The following is a 16,976-nucleotide window of genomic DNA, read 5'->3' as shown; positions in this document are numbered from 1 at the left end:
CTATATATCGGCCATAAGACCTTATAAAACTTCGCGATACCGGGATATTCTTTTATCCTACCCAGGCCATGCATTCCCTACCATGCCATCCAGAGATATCAGAGACGTGCTGAAGAGCAGGGGAATCACTGAGGAAGAGATCATATCTGCAGCAATGGAGCTATACTTCCCCCATCCCGGAGTGGAGACGCGCGAGCGAGCAGAAGCCGTATTCCGCCGGGAGATGAACCTAGCTCTGTCCGACCCCAATCTGGCCCTGCTCATATACGCCGCCCTCCTCCTGGAGGTGGAGGGAGAAAGGCGCAACCTTCCCAACCTGAAACCGTCCGACTATGAGAACGATCTGACCTGCCTCATCGCGGACGAGGTCATAGGCCTGAGCATAGCCAAGTACGTGGGCGGATATAAGGGGCTGTTCGATTATGTGCGCTACGACAAGGCCAAACCGGGAATACTCTCCCGGCTGGGACCCTTCCTGGATGATGCTCTGGCCGGGCTTATCGGCGGAGTCTCAGCCAACATGTACACCAGAGCGGCAACGAATCCGGGGAGCGGGAATTGAAAGGCCTCTTGTTCGCCCTTAAATCCGGCTTCGGATGGCTATCCGCCATACCGGTAGGCATATCCATGGAGGGGGTGGAAGCCCTGATGAACCATGTCTATGTCTTTCCCCTGGTGGGCTTGGTTTTGGGGGCGATCCTGGGAACGGTATCCTACATCGCTCTGCAGGCATTTCCGGCGAGCCTGGTTGCCGTAGTGGTAATAGTCGCTATCTACTGGCTATGCGGCATAAACCACATCGACGGCCTGGCAGACTTTGCTGATGGTGTCATCGCTCACGGTACAAGGGAGAAGAAGATCGCTGCGATGAAGGACGTATACATGGGAACCGGAGGAGGACTGTATATCGTCGTTTTAATCCTGGCGGCATTTGCCGTCCTGTCCAGCCTGCCGGAAAGGCTCTTGCCCCTGGCACTTCTCACCGCAGAGGTCAGTGCCAAAGAGGCTATGATATCCTTTGCTGCCTTCTCCAGCTCCCTGCAGAAGGGATTTGGGCAGATAATGATTCAGAGGACGGATAAGGGCCAATTCCTCCTGGGCCTGGTCATATCGGCGGTCATCTGCTCACTCGCCCTTGGAGCTCTCGGACTGGCGATCCTGGCCGCAGCCCAACTGGCCGCACTTTACCTGGTATGGGTCTCGAAGAGAAACTTCGGCGGAGCGACTGGTGACGGCATTGGAGCGACAAATGAGATTGCACGGGTGACTGCTCTCGCTGCCGCCCTGGCGTTAGGAGGTGTTCTGCCCTGGACGCTCTGGTGATGGCTGGAGGAAGGGGCTCCCGTCTGAATAGGGGAGAGAAGCCCATGGTGACGATCTTCGGCAGGAGGTTGATTGAGTATGTAGCCCTGGCCCTGGAGGATAGCTCAGTGGAGAAGATCTACGTCGCCACCACTGAGAATGTGCCCCTCACTCGGGCCTGGGCACGGGATTGGAGCCTATCCGTGGTGGATACTCCGGGGATGGGCTTTGTCCCGGACATGATCTCTGCGGTGAATGAGGCAATGGTTACCGATCCCATAATGGTCATCATGGCCGATCTGCCCCTGATCACAAGCGAGCTCATCGATACTATAATCGAGGTCTATGAAGAACGTCCTGAGCCAGCCCTCTCCACCCACACTCCACTGGATCTGCACCGCCGTCTGGGCCGGAGGCCCGACTCCCTCTTCAACTACCGGGGCCAGCTGATCGTGCCCTCAGGGATCAATGTGCTGGACGGAGGAGAGATCGAGAGAGAGCAGGAGGATTATCATCTGATAATGGAGAGGATAGAGCTGGCAGTGAATGTGAATGTGGCAGAGGACCTCCGCCTCTGCGAGCGGATACTGCAAGGTGATTTTATTTGAATGACACCATAACGATTAACGGCGAGAAGTTCTCTCTCGGAGACCTGATGTTGCTCACCGGCGAGGATGAGGTAAAAGAGCCGAAGGGCTATATTCTCCTCGTGGCCCGAGCATTGCGCAACCCATTGAGGCTTCCCTGGCTGCTCAAAGAAATATGCAGCCTCTGCATCAAGGAGGATGAGCAGAGGGATATGAGGCTTAGCCTGATCCGAGTGCAGGTCGATGCCGAGCTGAAGATGAACCAGGATATCCAGAGATTCCAGCAGAGGCGTTATGTTGCCCAGGTGATTGAGATCCTGCTGTTCAACGATCTGATGCTTGCCCCCAGGGAGGCAGTGGAAGAAGGCGATATGGAGTAGACGATGCCTGTGCCCATGGACCATTCCATATCTATGGCGCAAGGGAACTCCGGTCTTTAGGCCGGAGAAGCTGACCTTCCTTTCATATAACACACAGGAGCAAAAAAATCTGATTTCCGGGGAGAGGACCACCTGCCCAAGAAGCCCTTCCTGACCTTAAGGGCCCCGAGGCCTTAATTCCGGCATGGTACGACGCCGGGATCATGCCAGGGGGGCCTGGAAGGTCCTCGCAAGCTCAAGATCTAAGTGGTCTCATTCTGCATTTCTGCGGCGCTCGGTGATGCTGCAGTGCTCCCGGGTGCGGATGGGCTCCCTCGCACACTGCTTCCAACAAAAGCGGCCTTTGTCGTCAATCCCACTCTGGCGGCATTGACGGTGATGTTGCTCTTGCCGGCATCAGGATCGCGGCTCAAAAACTCATTGATGCTCTCGGTATATAGTGCCGATGAAACGCCACCGGGGCTCTTGGCGAAGGCGATGTTCCCAAATACTGCCGGACTGATCCCGGATAGATCCAAAGCATATGGATTCTTCCATACATACGTGGGATCGAATTGATTTATGATGCTCCTGTTTATTGCAGAAATATCTTCGCGATTACTAGCTACTGCCTCAGAAGGCAGCTGGGCAATTGCAGGCGCTATCAATGCCAGCATGGTCGCCAGGACCATTATGCTAAAAATCTTTGCCATATTAATCCTCCTAAATGCGCATCCTGCCCTCATTCCCACTCCCTGGCACAGATGCGATCGGTGATCGATTGATGCTTCTATCGCGGGAGATGAATGCTATTTCATCACCGCAGATAGCGGTTCGAACTATAATGATAATAAACCTTGTGGTTATCGTTTATCCCGCTCCAGAACCCGGAACTCGTACTTTCCTCCATCCATCCTGAGAGTCCATATCCTCCAGCCCGATGGGAAGCAGACGTTCTTATGAGCGATTCCCACAAGGTCGAACTGGATGGTATCACCCCTCTTGAACTCCCCTGCAGTCAGGGTCTCGCCCAAGGTGAGCGCCCCGATCTCCCTATTGTTCACCAGCAAGATCACATCGCGTTCTCCGGCTCTGGTCATGGTTACATACAAGGTGCCGTCGATCGGGGCGGCGATGTCTGGTGACGGTGGGAAGGCTAGAACTGGACTCAAGCCTATGGCAGCGGAATAGAATGGGAAAGCTGAGCCTATGCCGCACTCTCCCTGCTTGATTCTGAACCACCCTCCCTCCCCCCAAGTGAGACCCCAGGAGTTCTTCCCTATCCAGCAATCCTCCCCTTCGTCATAGCCAACGATCAGAATGGCATGGTTGCCTACGAAGTTCCCATAATCCTGACTATAAATCCCCCCATCATGCTCGAAGAAGTCTGCATAGACCGCCATGCCGCTCATTAGAGGGCCGGTTGAGGCGATATGGGCTTTGGCCTGCTCCGGGCTGAAGATCGTCTCAGAGAATGTGATGGCAGTCAATCTGCTCTTGAAATCCGGGCATGGCTTCCAGTCTCCAGCATAAGGACAGCAGAGCTCATCGCAAACCCCGGACTCTGCAGCCGTGAGCATCCGCCCGAATTGAGCACCGCTCTCGCATTTTCCACCTCCTCGGGGAAAAAGATAGGCCTCAGAGAGATCGGGCTGCAATTTGGGGTCCTGATTTGCGATCTTTATCATGGACTCCATCAGGGCGATGGTGGCGAAGGCAACGGAGCTACTGCATTTTCCCTGATCGCGGATGGGGGTGGTAAAGTCTTCGCCCTCAATACTCCTCCAGTCAAAGGAAGAGGGATGCTCCACCGCCCTCAGAAGCTTTGCCATGGCAACAAACATGGCCATATTATGCTGAATCTCTGCTGGCGATACTATCAGCCCGGTCGAATATGTCTTTCCCATTGTCTTCATCTCCAATCAATGCTCAGACGGCAATTCTGCCAACATCGCTATCTCCGCCGCACAGTCTATTGGTGGCTAAGACGAAATGCATACGAAATATCCAATCCCCGGGGCTGCATTCCTTGGCTTGAGTTCATTTGGAGGGACGACATTTCTATAGCATAATAGGCTGGATGAAATATATACTTGTCCGCTTTTCAGGTAATGCCAACCGACTGGAGGTGGACGCCTCTTCCCTGGGATACGTTTAAAATTATAACGAAGATAATTGACAGGCAGGTGGGCAAAAGTGAGACGAACTGACATGCAAATGGCATTTGTTTTGATGTTGCTATCATGCTTATCGATTCAGGCCATAGCCCTGGATCCCGGCACCATCGCAGTGCCCAGTATCACCGGAGCCAACATGGATATGCCCAAGCCCCTGATCACTCCCCCCAGCATGGATATGGCAAATTCCCCCACCAAAGTCACCGTGGTGGAAGGGAAGAGAGATCCGTTCTCTGATGGATCGCCATTCAATGAGACTGAAACCAGCGAAGCAGATAAAGTGAGCGGGGATTGGACGGTGAGATTTGCCAATCGGAGCGATGTCTCCCTGGGCCTCGACCTCTGGGCCTCCGGTGGGAGCAAGGTGATGGGCTTTGGCGAACTGAGAGAGGGCCTGGCGAAGAACTCCGTATCTGCCAGCGGCTCCTTCGAGGGAGAACTGCTAATGCTGAAGGTCAAATCGGCGGCGCCAAAATTCCCGGATCAAAGGTATGACGGATGCGATCTTGATCTGGTTTTAGCGAATGAAACGCTATTTGGAGCTTATATACTGAAGTGGAATGGTGAGATCATGGACGAGGGAAATGCCACCGCCGTGAGGATATAGGCCCCTGGAATGGCTTTGCATCGAGAAACAATTTATATGGCTTAAAGACCACCAGAAATGGAAGCATTATGGTCCTGGACAACTTAGGCGGATCGCTGCGCAATGCCCTAAAGAAGATTGCCTCAGCGAATAAGATAGATAAAGCACTGGTCGACGAAGCGGTACGGGAGATTCAGCGTGCCCTCCTGCAAGCAGACGTGAATGTGAAGCTGGTGATGCAGCTATCCAACACCATCAAATCGAGAGCATTGGACGAGAAGCCCGCTCCGGGCATGAACCCAAGGGAGCATGTGATCAACATCGTCTACCAGGAGCTGATAAACCTTGTAGGCCGCGGTGCCGACATCCCTCTGAAAAAGCAGAACATCATGCTCGTGGGCCTGCAGGGCTCGGGAAAGACGACTACCGCAGCGAAGCTCGCCACCTTCTTCCAGAGGAAAGGCTTACGCACTGCGGTAATATGCGCTGACACCTTCCGGGCAGGAGCCTATGACCAGCTCAAGGCTCTGTGCGAGAAGCAGGGCATATTCTTCTACGGCGAGAAGGGCAACACCGATGCCCCGGCAGTAGCCAGGAACGGCCTGGAGGCCACAAAAAAATACGATATACGGATCGTCGATACCGCAGGGAGGCATGCCCTGGAGGGGGACCTGATCCAGGAGATGAAGGACATCCACGCAGTGGTAAACGCCGATCAGAAGCTGCTGGTGATGGACGCCGCTTTAGGCCAGCAGGCCAGCGAGCAGGCGAAAGCGTTTAACGAGGCGGTCAACATCACCGGGGTTATCATCACCAAGCTTGACGGCACTGCCAAGGGCGGCGGAGCCCTTTCTGCGGTGGCGGAGACCAAGACCTCGGTGGCCTTCATCGGAGTGGGCGAGACGCCTGCGGATTTAGAGCGGTTTGAGGCCGATCGCTTCATCTCCCGCATGCTGGGGATGGGTGATATCAAAACCCTCATCGAGCGGGCCCAGGAGGTTCAGACCGAGCAGGAGGTGGATGTCGAGTCCTTGATGCGGGGCAAGTTCACCCTCAAGGATATGTACCAGCAGATGGAGGCCATGAACAAGCTCGGACCATTAAAGCAGATCATGCAGATGCTGCCCATGGGAGGTCTGGGCTTTGAGCTATCGGACAAAGAGTATCAGATGACCAAGGACAGGCTGGACAAATACCGGGTAGTCATGGACTCCATGACCGCCGCAGAGCTGGATGACCCCAAGATCATCACCGCCTCGCGCATCAAGCGCATATCCCAGGGCAGCGGCGCTTCGCCTGACCTCGTCCGCGAGCTGCTCAAATCCCATCAGGCCATGCAGAAGGCGCTCAAGGGGATGAGAGGAGGCATGGGCAAGATGAACATGAAGAGGATGATGAAGAGGTTCAACCCAGGCGCCAAGACATAACGATGCTCTGGCCATTGCTGCTTTTGTAGATGCTCTTATCGATTCGGCCCGATTGGCTGCCTTTTCTCTAGATCACTGGCTGCCTATGCATAAGAGGTGCTTGCCGCCGGTAATGGTGTGGCGGCGCTGATGATGGTTATCTCTTTATCTTGGGGTGCGGAAAGGATCACACTTCCAGTCAACGTTCCCGATTCGATCGGCATCCCCCGGGAAAATGCCTCATACACCCCGGTGATGGCAGTCTTGCTTGCGGACAGCTCCATTCTTATGACCTCCTCCCCTCCCGCAGCCATGACGAACACCATCAGGTCCTTTGTCCCAACCGACCCGGCGGCAGTGATGTTAATTCTTCGGCCTTCAGAGCTAAGCTGCCCTGAGCCCATAACCAGGTCATCCTGCTGAAACATCTCCAGATCCAGATGTCTGGCGGGGCTGCCCTTAAGATTCGCCGACCAGCTTCCGGTGAGGTTTAGCCCCCCGGAGAGGCCGACCTGTGCCTGCGATGACTCTTCCTCTCCCACGGTGATTGGGGTGAGTATTCCCCTGCCGGTAGAGACGGTACCCATATATCCTTGTGATGCTGCCCCCGAGAGGAGGATCAGCAAGACCAAGATCGCCATCGGAATTCCTTTCAAATGCAATTGCATTCACCACTCAAGCCTCTTTTCCACAGATGATACGGCAATCAAATGATATAGCAATCTCTGGTATAATAATCGTGGGCTTGAAAGGCGCAACTGAAAAAAAGGGGGATCTATTATATCCCGCCAGGGTATTTTGCGATTTTGCCGGGCCGGCTCTTGCCGGCCTTAAGTCCGCACTATGCCATCGCTGGAACGGCCACCGGCTGAACCGACAGCAGCTTTCCAGAGGCTATGCCCGGTTGGGTCACTCCCGGAGCGGTGTAGACGAAGCTGCCGTTCATGGATCCCGGGGTTATGGTCAGGCTCAAGCGATAAAGGCCCTGGCTCTGCACCGGGGACACGAACAGGGCCACTCTGTCGCCCAGTATAGTGCCCGCAGCGGTTACCTGAGCTGCGTTTCCATTCTGCATCAGTATACCATATCCCGATACTGCATCTTGGTTTTGGTACAGATTAAGGGTGAGGTAGCTGGTAGCTGCTCCGGTAAGGGTAAAGGACCAGTTCCCTGCTATTGCTACATACCTAACAGGCACCTTGGTGACGGCATTGGGGCTCATCCCCGTCTGTCTGTCGATATAAAACAGGCTCTCATTTCTAAAAGATAGCGATGGATCATCTGCAACGCCATAGACTCCTTCTTGAACCTCTTCTCGGATCACACTGCCGGACATATCCTCAGTGGGAAACTCCGGAACTGCATTGGCGCCAAGAGCCGCAGCCGATAGGCATGCGACCAGGGCCAACGTCATCAATACAAACTTGAATCCCATTCTCCTAATACCTCCATGTCATAGCATACCTGGGAGATCTTAAACCTTGTCTCTTCTGGAAGGAGGCGATCATGCGAAATGATAAAAAAAAATTGGAAATTCAGTTCTTCGCCTGTTTAACCCTCTTGTAGTGCCGGTACATGATCCCCAGGGCATCTGCCACCTGCTCTGGGGTCGAGAAGACCGGTATTCCCGCCTTCTCCATCTTTATGACCCCGGGCATCTCAAACTCCTTTCCGGCAACGCAGGCGATGATGGGTTTTCCCTTGTAGTCGATGCTCTTCAGGGTATCAACATAGCTGTCCAGGATCTCCGCCTGGAGGATGACAATGAAGCTGCCCACATCAATGCTATCCACCCCGATCTCTATGGTGCTCTTCACAATCCTGGCATCCTGGCTGAAGGTGTAGTCCACCGGGTTCATGCCGCAGACATAGTCCGGCAAAAGGTCCATCAGCCTCTTCTTCAGAGGCTCCTCCAGCTCGGAGAGGCGCATGCCATTGTCGATGATGGCATCGGCAGCTATCACCCCCAACGAGCCGGCATAGGTTATGATGAAAACCCCCTCCCGGTCAGGCAGGGGCTGCTTGGATATGGCTCTGGAAAGGTTGAACATATGCTCATAGTCTCGGGCGCGGATGATCCCCGACTGGCGGAAGACGGCGCTGTAGATCTGGTCGTTTCCGGCCAGAGAGGCAGTATGGGAGGCCACGGCCTTCTTTCCCGCCTCGGTCCGGCCGGACTTTAGCACCACTATGGGCTTTTTCATGGTGATTTGGCGAGCCTGGTCTATGAACCTCCTGCCGCCTTTCACCGACTCCAGATACATGCAGATGACATTGATGTTCTCGTCCTTGCTCACCGCCTCCATGATATCGGTCTCATTGATGTCCAATTTGTTGCCAATGGTGGCTATGATGCCGAAGTCCATGATATGGCGCAGCCCCCAGAGCATCCCGGCTGCACACACCCCTGCCTGGGAGACCAGGCCGATGTTGCCCTGACTCAAGGCATCCACAATCCCTATGGACTGCACCATGCTGCAGTGAGTGTTGATGATCCCCGAGCAGTTCGGTCCGAGCAGCCGCACGCCATACCTATCTGCGATCTCTTTCATCTGCAATTCGATCTTCTTGCCTTCCGGCCCCAGTTCCGCAAACCCGGCCGACTCGACTACGATATAGCGCACGCCGCACTGGCAGCACTCCTCCACTACATCCGCGGTCATGCCTGCAGAGACCAGAATGATGGCCACATCCACTCGCTCGGGCACCGCGCTGATGCGGGGATAGGCCTTGATGCCATGAATCTCCTCTGCCCGGGGGTTAATGGGATAGAGCATACCCTTGAACTTGTGGCTGACCAGATTGGTGAAGACATTCCAGCCCAGCTTTCCGGGCGTACCCGAAGCCCCGATCACCGCTATGCTCTGAGGATAGAAGAGGTCATGCAGATCCTGCTTCTCTTTCCCGGCGGGTGGACTGGCCCTGGGCTCGCCCAGGATGATTCTGGCATCGACCACAGTGCAACCATGGGGATAGAGGAACACGGGATTAAGATCCATCTCCCAGATGCGGGGCTCCAAGTTCACAAAATCCGATATCCTCATCAGTAGATCCTTCAAGGCCTCGATATCCGCAGAGTGGCCCCGGCTGCCCTTGAGCAGGGAATACCCCCGGATCTCCTCGATCATCTCCTGTGCATCTGAGCGGGTGATGGGGATGGAGCGGAAGCTGACATCCTTCAAGACCTCAACGAATACCCCCCCCAGGCCGAACATCAGAACCGGCCCGAAGGTGGGGTCGTTTGCCACTCCCACGATGGCCTCTATTCCCGTCGGGGCCATCTTCTGCACAGAGATGCCCTCCACCGGCTTTCCCTGAAATGAGCTGACAATATCCCGGTAGGCTCGCCGGACGTCGTTCTCCTCATTCAAATGGAGCTTGACCCCACCTGCATCGGATTTATGGACTACATCAGGAGAGAGAACCTTCAAGGCCACTGGACTGGCCAGAGACTTGAATATCTCCACTGCCTCCTCTTCGGTTCTTGCTACCACGGAGCCGGTTGTGGATATCCCCAGCTCCTCCAAAATGGCCTTGCTCTCATGCTCCATGAGGTAAGTTCTGTCTGCTGATTTTGCCTGATCGATAATGTCTTTGATTACTTCTGCCATTTTCAACCCCAGATTGCTCTTTATCGTTCTGCTCTGCTCATCAATAGGAGAGACATTATTTTAAGAATACGCCCCGCCCATTGTCCTCTTTTGTCCAGTCCCTCGATCCCTCCAGGGGAAGCGATGATCTTATCTTAGATAAAAGGTTATTATCTTTCATGGAGAAGGATATTGTCCAGGTCATCCTTGAAAAGGAGCTCACTGTCAAAAACCCTATTCTGATAGAGGGATTCCCGGGAATCGGCCTGGTAGGTAACATCGCCAGCCAGTACATAGTCAACGATCTGAAGATGACCTATATCGGAGCGATGAACTCCAAATACTTCCCGCCACTGGCAGTCCTTTTGGGAGGAGTAGTGAACATGCCGGTCCGCATCTATGAGGATGCGAGCAAGGGGGTAGTGGTTCTGACCGCTGACATTCCCATCCATCCCCTGGCCTCCTATGAGGTTGGAAGGGAGATAGTGGCCTGGGCAGAGTCCATCGATGTACAGGAGTTGATCTGCCTGGCAGGAATAACCGTGATGGATGATCAGAACCGGGTCTTTGGCGCTGTAAGCCGCCAGGAGCTGCTGGATAAGATAAGGGGCAAAGCAGAGATCTTTGAGATAGGAACGATCACCGGAATTACCGGTAGCATCATGAATGAGTGCCGCATAAGAAACCTCCCTGCGGTCTGCCTGCTGGGGGAGACGGCATCAGCAGAACCTGATCCCCGCTCGGCGATCGCTGCCATCGAGACCATTAACAAGATCTATGGCCTGGGAGTGAACACTGCAAAGCTCGCTGAACAGGCAGAGGAGATCGAGGTGCAGATGGCTCAACTGGCCCAGCAGATGAAAGCGGCCGCACCCGAGGAACAGCAGACCCAGTTGCCGAAAGAGTTCCCAATGTACGGGTGATGCCAGATGATTTACACAAGCCTAACCGGATTATCCAGACATGTGATAAAAGAGATTCTCGCCGCCAGGGTGAGGACGGTGGAGATCAGGAGCCCGAACAATTTCTTTGCCATCTACAACTGCCAGCCTGGCGAGAGGATATTCATCACCGATTCAAGCGCCCTGGATGTAGTTCCAGGCACTACCGGCCTTATCACCACCATAAAGGCCCTTCAGGTCATAACCCACAGAACCATCCAGTCTGGGGAGAATTATTATGAGGAGAGCGAGTCTCAGGCAGCAAGGCTGCAGCTTCAGCTGGTGGGCGTCGGTCGGGTGAGAAGGATTGCGTCCATTGAGCCAGCAACGCCCCTCACTTTAGACGTGGATGAGGTGAGGTACTGCGGGGCACGGTAAAAGCCTCTTTTTTTAGAGGAGAACGACCGAGAAGATCGGCTTTGCTCAAGAGATGAAGGTTCTTCTCGTCACCGGAAGGCTGGCCTCTGAGCAGGTCAGAAGATCAGCCTGTGGCGCGGATGTGCTGGTGCTGGATGTCGATGTAGCAGCGTTTATCACCCCGGAGATGCTCTGCCGGGCAGGGCCTCAAGGATACGACCTGATTCTGATTCCAGGAGCCATAACCGCCGATTTCCGAGGGGCGGAGATGGCTCTTGGCACCAGTATCCGCCTGGGTCCGAAGCATGCTGTAGACCTGATATCGCTCTTGCCCCGCCTGGATGAGGTTGAGCTCTCCACTACTGTTCCGGCCTGCGTCCTATTGGAGGCGAAGAGAAGGCAGGAGGCCATCATTCAGCTGGAGCGGCAGGAGGCACAGGCCAGAGGGCAGTTGACCATTAAAGGTGTCAAGATCGGCGGCAGCTCGCGGATGAAGGTCCTGGCGGAGGTAGTCGATGCCACCAGGCTCCGGGATGAGGATCTGGTGGAGCGGATCAGATACTTCGAGGAGCAGGGTGCCGATCTGATTGACCTGGGCGCATCCTTGGACGCCACCTCTGCCAGCGTCAAAAGAGCGCTGAAGAAGGCAAGGGAAGTCACTGCCCTTCCCATAAGCATAGATGCCGTTCGGCCGGAGCTCATCTGTGCCGGCATTGAGGCTGGGGCGGACATGATACTCAGCCTGAACGGTGAAAACCTTCCCCTGGTGGGAAGCAGGGTGGCAGAAGCGGGTATACCGGCAGTGGTCATACCGGGACCTGGATCCGTCACCCTGGAGGAGAACCTGAACAAAGCAAAGGATTATGCAATCCAGATTATTGCCGATCCGGTCCTCGATCCCCCCTTGATGGGCCTGGCCCGGTCGATGATCAGATACATCAGCCTCCGTGAGGCCGATCCTGATATCCCTCTTTTCTTCGGGGTGGGCAATGTTACTGAGCTCTTGGATGGAGACAGCCAGGGGGCCAACCTGCTCCTATCCGTCCTGGCAATGGAGGTGGGGGCCTCATTGCTCTTCACCCCCGAATACAGCGCCAAGGCAAAGGGCTCCATTCACGAGCTGGCTGTGGCCTCGCGGATGATGGTTCTGGCCAAAGGGCGCCAGACTCCTCCAAAAGACCTGGGCCTAGACCTATTGATACTCAAAGAGAAGAGGAGAATTCCAGAGGAGGTTCCTCCCCGGGAGCTGGTGGAGGCCTCGGCAGACCATAAATTCGAGGCTGACCCTGCCGGAAGCTTCAGAATCTTCCTCTCCGAAGGGAGGATCGTGGCTGGAAACGGCAGGATCACAGTAGCTGGCACGAGCGCCCGGAAGGTGCTTAATACCCTCATCGACCGGGGATTGATAGGAAGGCTGGACCATGCCGGCTACCTGGGCCGGGAGCTGGAGCGTGCGGAGATAGCCCTGCGCCTGGGCCGGAGTTATATACAAGATGAGCCCCTATGGCCGATAGAGAAAGGTTAAATAATAACTATTTCGTGAGGGAGAGAGGATGAATCAGAAGGCTTTCGCTATCTTCGTAGGCGCTCTTATGGTGCTCTCAGGAATTGCTTATTTCCTACCCCTGGGCACCAACCAGAAAGAGATTGCTGTTACATCAGATGCCAATTCCCCTGAGACCTTTGGCGTTAAGGGGAGCCTGGTGGACTGGAGCTTCGATGGACTGGGAGACGTGCTGGAGATGGCACCGCAGAACACTGATATGGCATACTGGATAAATATCAGTTCATCTCAGAATCTGACCAATGCAGCAAGTATCGCCCTCCCGCAGTCCATCGGCCTGATCTATGGGGACCAGCTTTATTCCACCAGGATCGAAAGGCTGGGGGAGGTTCGCTTCAATAACACCTGGGCGGAGTTCCACTGGATCGAGCCTTATCCGATGGGCTACAACAGCCTGGTCATTCCCTATGAAGGCTATATGATGATCCCCATGGGCACCGACTTTGTCATGGTCATGGGCAGGCCAACTCTATTCGGGCCGCAAGAAGCAGTACAGCAGTCCATCGATGTCATATCCGGTGGCCAGCCATCGGAGAACTTCACCCTGGTTGATGACAGCGGAGCCGACCTGCAGGTAGCAGCCCTAGGTCGCGGTGGAGCGAGCATGCCCATGGCTGGCGGATATAAGGAGTTCAACCTGAGGATCACATCGTCCAGGAACGGTGAGGATGGTTTCGACATCGTCGCCCGGTATATCCAGCCAACAGCAGATACCAGCCGGAAAGCAAGCGATCTAGCTGAAAAGAGCGACCTAGAGTATTCCAGCAGTGGATCAGAAGGAGAGTTATCCGGATTTGTTTCCGAGGAAAACATTCGGTTTGTGCTGATGGGGCTTCTTGGGCCCTAGCGCAACCTTTTTACATGTGGAACTAATGGCAGATCTAGTCTTGAGGTATAATCCAAAAGGCGCTTTTGCGATGAATGATGATGGGCGTTGTCGCCCGGAAGGAGAATTAAGTTATGGCAAGACCAATATATGTAAGGTTTGATGTTCCAGCAGATTTGGCCACAAAATCCCTTGAGGCCTTAGAGCTGGCTCGCGATACCGGCCGAATAAAGAAGGGCACAAACGAGGCCACCAAGGCCATAGAGAGGGGTGTGGCCCGTCTGGTCATAGTAGGCGAGGATGTTCAGCCACCTGAGATCGTCGCTCATATTCCCGCTCTATGCGAAGAGAAGAAGACCCCCTATATCTACGTCAAGAAACAGAGCGAGCTTGGTGCCGCTGCAGGCCTGGGCGTTAAGAGCGCAGCCGCTGCGATCGTGGAGCCGGGGAAAGGAAAAGAGATTCTGGATGAGATCGTCCAAAAAATTGGATCTCTGAAGTAGGTGATATCCTATGGAGGACGATAACGGAATACCAGCAGAGGTAATCGAGGTCATCGGCGTCACCGGCATGCATGGAGAAGCAATGCAGATCAAGTGCCGTATTCTTGAGGGCAATAACAAGGGGAGAATCATAACCAGGAACAGCATGGGGCCCATACGAATCGGCGATGTCCTTATGCTGCTGGAGACGGCAAGAGAAGCAAAGAAGCTTACCAGCAGGTGAGGAAGATGGAAGAGAGAAAGTGCAGCTTCTGCAATAAGACCATTGAGCCTGGCACGGGCAAGCTCTATGCCAAGAAGGACGGAACGGTATTTTTCTTTTGTTCTGCCAAATGCGAGAACAACGTTGCCCTTGGCCGGGTAACGAGAAGAATAAAGTGGGCCCGCAAGGGGGCATAAGGCCTGGCGGATATCGAAAGAACATTCGTCATGGTCAAGCCCGATGGAGTGCAAAGAGGCCTGGTGGGCAAGATCCTGCAACGTATTGAAGAGAAGGGCTTCAAGATCGTTGCCATGAAGCTCGCTGCGATGCCTGAAGCGAAGGCTAAAGAGCATTACGCAGAGCATGTGGGCAAGAAGTTCTACCAGGATCTGGTGGACTTCATCACCTCAGGACCATCCGTCTCCCTGGTGGTCGAGGGAAGGGGTGCCATTGCCGCCATGAGAAAGATGAACGGCGCCACAAATCCAGTGGAGGCCGTACCGGGAACCATTCGCGGCGACTGGGGCATTGAGACGGGACGGAATGTGGTGCACGGCTCAGACTCCCCGGCGTCAGCATCTCGCGAGATCGCTCTTCACTTTGATCCCTCCGAGCTGGTGACATACAAGCGAATAGATGAAGAATGGCTCTACGAGTAGCTCCTGGCAGATGCTTCTGTCAAGCCCTCATGGGAGCCTTTAAATTCCCAAAAAATAAATCACTTTTTTAGGGCTAATTCTGTGAGAAGCGATATTTCATGCAGCAGAAATCCAAAAAGGCCGGCAAGGCAAAGGGCAAGCAATCAAACCTCAGGACACCGATAGTAGTGGTGATGGGGCATGTGGACCATGGCAAGACCACACTCCTGGATAAGATCCGAGGTACCGCAGTAGCCAAGGGAGAGGCCGGCCTGATAACCCAGCACATTGGCGCCACAGAGGTTCCTTTAGATGTGGTTCAGGATTTCTGTGGATCGCATTTCGGAAAGGAGATCGAGATACCGGGACTGCTGTTCATTGATACGCCGGGCCACCATGCATTCACATCCATGCGCAGCCGGGGCGGCTCCCTGGCCGATCTGGCAGTGCTGATCGTGGATGTAAACGAGGGCTTCCAGCCCCAGACCATCGAGTCCCTGAGCATTCTCAAGCGCTTCAAGACCCCATTTGTGGTTGCTGCCAACAAGATGGACCGCATTGGCGGATGGCATACCACCACCAATGCTCCTTTCGCCAAGAGCCTGAAGGTGCAGAGCGAGAGGGTCTCAGAGATCCTCGATACCAGGCTCTATGAGCTTGTGGGAGAACTCTACAAATATGGCTTTGACGCAGACCGCTATGATCGCATCACCGATTTCACCCGGACGGTGGGCATCGTGCCCATCAGTGCCATAACCGGAGAAGGGGTTCCTGACCTTCTCATGATCCTGGTTGGCCTGGCGCAGAGATTCCTCAAGGATAATCTGCAGCTCACCGCCACCGGTCCAGGGGTGGGCACCATTCTCGAGGTCAAGGAGGAGAAAGGGCTGGGCACTACATTGGATGTCATACTCTACAATGGGGAGTTTTTTGCCGGGGATACTGTAATCGTCGGCACCTCGCGCGAGCCCCTGGTTACCAAGATCAGGGCCTTGCTCAAGCCCAAACCGTTGGCTGAGATCAGGAGCGAGGAGAGGTTCCTTCCGGTAAAGCACGTATCTGCCGCTTCTGGGGTGAAGGTCTCCGCTCCAAAGCTGGATAACGCCCTGGCCGGATCAACCATCCGGGTGGTCTCCAATCCCGACGAGGTAGAGGCCCTATCCCTGGAATTGAAATCCGAGTTGGACGCAGTCAGGATTGACACCGAAAACGAGGGTTTAATCATCAAGTCGGACACCATCGGCTCGCTGGAGGCCCTGGTAGGGGAGCTAAAGGCAAGGGATATTCACATTCACTATGCAGATGTGGGGCCCATATCCAGAAGGGATGTGATAAGGGCCGCTGCCATCAACGATCCCCTTCTTTCCGCCATCCTGGGATTCAATGTGGATATACTGCCCGATGCCTTGAACGAGATACAGAAGACGAATGTACCTGTCTTCTCCAGCGATATCATCTACACCATCATCGAGAGCTACGAACGCTGGGTGGAAGATCAGAAGAATAAGATGGAGCAAGAGCGCCTTGAAGCGGTCATCCGGCCGGGGGCAGTGCGCATACTTCCAGATTGTGTCTTCCGGCAATCTAAGCCCGCTGTGGTGGGAGTTCAGGTGATCGGCGGGATCGTCAGGACCCAGGTCAATCTAATGAGAGAGGACGGGGCCAATGTAGGAGTGATCAAGGGAATCCAGGCCCACAATGAGAACCAGGGATCGGCAACCGTCGGCCAGGAGGTGGCCATATCCATCGACGGGCCCACTGTGGGCCGGCAGATCCATGAAGGTGATATCCTCTATGTCAATATCCCGGAAAAGCATGCCCGCATTGTGGAGCTGGAGCTGAAGCCGAAGCTGGCCGAGGATGAGAGAGAGGTGCTGGAGAATTTCCTGGAGATCAAACGCAAGAAGGACCCATTCTGGGGAAGGTAGGATATGACCT

Annotated in this window: 20 protein-coding genes; 15 read left to right on the top strand and 5 right to left on the bottom strand. The window is 54.6% G+C overall.

Annotated elements, in window-relative coordinates:
• Positions 1-82: 82 nt before the first annotated feature.
• From cobZ to MCON_RS07400, 4 genes are read left to right on the top strand one after another with little or no spacing between them, the layout of a single operon-like run.
• On the top strand, positions 83-562 hold the full coding sequence (cobZ, locus tag MCON_RS07415) for an alpha-ribazole phosphatase CobZ (protein WP_052297539.1): 480 nt from the start codon (positions 83-85) through the stop codon (positions 560-562).
• Complete coding sequence (cobS, locus tag MCON_RS07410; RefSeq protein ID WP_013719383.1) at positions 559-1,323, top strand: adenosylcobinamide-GDP ribazoletransferase; 765 nt, start codon at positions 559-561, stop codon at positions 1,321-1,323. The genes cobZ and cobS overlap by 4 nt, the downstream gene beginning before the upstream one ends.
• Positions 1,323-1,910, top strand: a complete 588-nt coding sequence (locus MCON_RS07405) for an NTP transferase domain-containing protein (protein ID WP_013719382.1) — start codon at positions 1,323-1,325, stop codon at positions 1,908-1,910. The genes cobS and MCON_RS07405 overlap by 1 nt, the downstream gene beginning before the upstream one ends.
• Positions 1,907-2,269 carry a hypothetical protein gene (locus MCON_RS07400; RefSeq protein ID WP_013719381.1) on the top strand — a complete coding sequence of 121 codons (363 nt, stop codon included), beginning with the start codon at positions 1,907-1,909 and terminating at the stop codon, positions 2,267-2,269. Before MCON_RS07405 ends, MCON_RS07400 begins: the two co-directional genes overlap by 4 nt.
• A gap of 242 nt (positions 2,270-2,511) precedes the next feature.
• On the opposite strand, the gene MCON_RS07395 is transcribed toward MCON_RS07400, so the two are convergent.
• Together MCON_RS07395 and MCON_RS15175 are read right to left on the bottom strand one after the other, a co-directional pair.
• Complete coding sequence (locus MCON_RS07395; RefSeq protein WP_013719380.1) at positions 2,512-2,961, bottom strand: hypothetical protein; 450 nt, start codon at positions 2,959-2,961, stop codon at positions 2,512-2,514.
• Positions 2,962-3,111: 150 nt separating this feature from the next.
• Complete coding sequence (locus tag MCON_RS15175) at positions 3,112-4,155, bottom strand: C1 family peptidase (RefSeq protein ID WP_157863718.1); 1,044 nt, start codon at positions 4,153-4,155, stop codon at positions 3,112-3,114.
• A 325-nt stretch (positions 4,156-4,480) separates the two neighbouring features.
• On the opposite strand from MCON_RS15175, the gene MCON_RS07385 reads away from it, so the two are divergent.
• Together MCON_RS07385 and MCON_RS07380 are read left to right on the top strand one after the other, a co-directional pair.
• Entirely contained in the window at positions 4,481-5,032 is a 552-nt protein-coding gene (locus tag MCON_RS07385) for a hypothetical protein (RefSeq protein WP_162145008.1), read from the top strand.
• Positions 5,033-5,100: 68 nt separating this feature from the next.
• Entirely contained in the window at positions 5,101-6,438 is a 1,338-nt protein-coding gene (locus MCON_RS07380; RefSeq protein ID WP_013719377.1) for a signal recognition particle protein Srp54, read from the top strand.
• Between the two features lie 83 nt (positions 6,439-6,521).
• Here the strand turns inward: MCON_RS07380 and MCON_RS07375 are convergent, their stop codons facing one another.
• The 3 genes from MCON_RS07375 to MCON_RS07365 form a co-directional block, all read right to left on the bottom strand.
• Entirely contained in the window at positions 6,522-7,058 is a 537-nt protein-coding gene (locus MCON_RS07375; RefSeq protein ID WP_048132100.1) for a hypothetical protein, read from the bottom strand.
• 200 nt (positions 7,059-7,258) lie between these two features.
• A complete protein-coding gene (locus tag MCON_RS07370) occupies positions 7,259-7,852 on the bottom strand; it encodes a hypothetical protein (protein WP_013719375.1) in 594 nt (197 codons plus the stop codon).
• Between the two features lie 100 nt (positions 7,853-7,952).
• Positions 7,953-10,028, bottom strand: a complete 2,076-nt coding sequence (locus MCON_RS07365) for an acetate--CoA ligase family protein (protein WP_048132098.1) — start codon at positions 10,026-10,028, stop codon at positions 7,953-7,955.
• A 158-nt stretch (positions 10,029-10,186) separates the two neighbouring features.
• Here MCON_RS07365 and MCON_RS07360 point away from each other — a divergent pair, with 158 nt between their 5' ends.
• From MCON_RS07360 to infB, 9 genes are all read left to right on the top strand, one after another.
• Positions 10,187-10,930, top strand: a complete 744-nt coding sequence (locus tag MCON_RS07360) for a proteasome assembly chaperone family protein (protein ID WP_013719373.1) — start codon at positions 10,187-10,189, stop codon at positions 10,928-10,930.
• Positions 10,931-10,936: 6 nt separating this feature from the next.
• Complete coding sequence (locus MCON_RS07355) at positions 10,937-11,326, top strand: DUF473 domain-containing protein (RefSeq protein WP_048132096.1); 390 nt, start codon at positions 10,937-10,939, stop codon at positions 11,324-11,326.
• Positions 11,327-11,378: 52 nt separating this feature from the next.
• On the top strand, positions 11,379-12,830 hold the full coding sequence (locus tag MCON_RS07350) for a dihydropteroate synthase-like protein (protein ID WP_013719371.1): 1,452 nt from the start codon (positions 11,379-11,381) through the stop codon (positions 12,828-12,830).
• 28 nt (positions 12,831-12,858) lie between these two features.
• Positions 12,859-13,716, top strand: coding sequence for a hypothetical protein (locus tag MCON_RS07345; protein ID WP_013719370.1), 858 nt, complete (start codon positions 12,859-12,861; stop codon positions 13,714-13,716).
• A 113-nt stretch (positions 13,717-13,829) separates the two neighbouring features.
• Complete coding sequence (rpl7ae, locus tag MCON_RS07340) at positions 13,830-14,198, top strand: 50S ribosomal protein L7Ae (protein ID WP_013719369.1); 369 nt, start codon at positions 13,830-13,832, stop codon at positions 14,196-14,198.
• A gap of 10 nt (positions 14,199-14,208) precedes the next feature.
• Positions 14,209-14,421 carry a 30S ribosomal protein S28e gene (locus MCON_RS07335; RefSeq protein WP_013719368.1) on the top strand — a complete coding sequence of 71 codons (213 nt, stop codon included), beginning with the start codon at positions 14,209-14,211 and terminating at the stop codon, positions 14,419-14,421.
• A gap of 5 nt (positions 14,422-14,426) precedes the next feature.
• Positions 14,427-14,597 (top strand): 50S ribosomal protein L24e, encoded by a 171-nt coding sequence (locus MCON_RS07330; protein ID WP_013719367.1) that lies wholly within the window; start codon positions 14,427-14,429, stop codon positions 14,595-14,597.
• 12 nt (positions 14,598-14,609) lie between these two features.
• Positions 14,610-15,059, top strand: coding sequence for a nucleoside-diphosphate kinase (gene ndk / locus MCON_RS07325; RefSeq protein ID WP_083804686.1), 450 nt, complete (start codon positions 14,610-14,612; stop codon positions 15,057-15,059).
• A 98-nt stretch (positions 15,060-15,157) separates the two neighbouring features.
• Positions 15,158-16,966 carry a translation initiation factor IF-2 gene (infB, locus tag MCON_RS07320; protein WP_013719365.1) on the top strand — a complete coding sequence of 603 codons (1,809 nt, stop codon included), beginning with the start codon at positions 15,158-15,160 and terminating at the stop codon, positions 16,964-16,966.
• The last annotated feature ends 10 nt before the right edge of the window (positions 16,967-16,976 follow it).

This window comes from Methanothrix soehngenii GP6 (assembly GCF_000204415.1).
GTDB classification, from domain to species: Archaea; Halobacteriota; Methanosarcinia; order Methanotrichales; family Methanotrichaceae; genus Methanothrix; species Methanothrix soehngenii.
Note: the sequence above shows the minus strand (reverse complement) of the source record. Positions and strands in the feature narration are given on the sequence as shown.

Bases quoted from the DNA above. Each gene is read 5' to 3' on its own strand.
- cobZ (WP_052297539.1), top strand. From the start codon at position 83: ATGCCATCCAGAGATATCAGAGACGTGCTGAAGAGCAGGGGAATCACT.
- MCON_RS07405 (WP_013719382.1), top strand. From the start codon at position 1,323: ATGGCTGGAGGAAGGGGCTCCCGTCTGAATAGGGGAGAGAAGCCCATG.
- MCON_RS07395 (WP_013719380.1), bottom strand. From the start codon at position 2,961: ATGGCAAAGATTTTTAGCATAATGGTCCTGGCGACCATGCTGGCATTG.
- MCON_RS15175 (WP_157863718.1), bottom strand. From the start codon at position 4,155: ATGGGAAAGACATATTCGACCGGGCTGATAGTATCGCCAGCAGAGATT.
- MCON_RS07385 (WP_162145008.1), top strand. From the start codon at position 4,481: ATGTTGCTATCATGCTTATCGATTCAGGCCATAGCCCTGGATCCCGGC.
- MCON_RS07380 (WP_013719377.1), top strand. From the start codon at position 5,101: ATGGTCCTGGACAACTTAGGCGGATCGCTGCGCAATGCCCTAAAGAAG.
- MCON_RS07375 (WP_048132100.1), bottom strand. From the start codon at position 7,058: ATGGCGATCTTGGTCTTGCTGATCCTCCTCTCGGGGGCAGCATCACAA.
- MCON_RS07370 (WP_013719375.1), bottom strand. From the start codon at position 7,852: ATGGGATTCAAGTTTGTATTGATGACGTTGGCCCTGGTCGCATGCCTA.
- MCON_RS07365 (WP_048132098.1), bottom strand. From the start codon at position 10,028: ATGGCAGAAGTAATCAAAGACATTATCGATCAGGCAAAATCAGCAGAC.
- MCON_RS07360 (WP_013719373.1), top strand. From the start codon at position 10,187: ATGGAGAAGGATATTGTCCAGGTCATCCTTGAAAAGGAGCTCACTGTC.
- MCON_RS07355 (WP_048132096.1), top strand. From the start codon at position 10,937: ATGATTTACACAAGCCTAACCGGATTATCCAGACATGTGATAAAAGAG.
- MCON_RS07350 (WP_013719371.1), top strand. From the start codon at position 11,379: ATGAAGGTTCTTCTCGTCACCGGAAGGCTGGCCTCTGAGCAGGTCAGA.
- MCON_RS07345 (WP_013719370.1), top strand. From the start codon at position 12,859: ATGAATCAGAAGGCTTTCGCTATCTTCGTAGGCGCTCTTATGGTGCTC.
- rpl7ae (WP_013719369.1), top strand. From the start codon at position 13,830: ATGGCAAGACCAATATATGTAAGGTTTGATGTTCCAGCAGATTTGGCC.
- MCON_RS07335 (WP_013719368.1), top strand. From the start codon at position 14,209: ATGGAGGACGATAACGGAATACCAGCAGAGGTAATCGAGGTCATCGGC.
- MCON_RS07330 (WP_013719367.1), top strand. From the start codon at position 14,427: ATGGAAGAGAGAAAGTGCAGCTTCTGCAATAAGACCATTGAGCCTGGC.
- infB (WP_013719365.1), top strand. From the start codon at position 15,158: ATGCAGCAGAAATCCAAAAAGGCCGGCAAGGCAAAGGGCAAGCAATCA.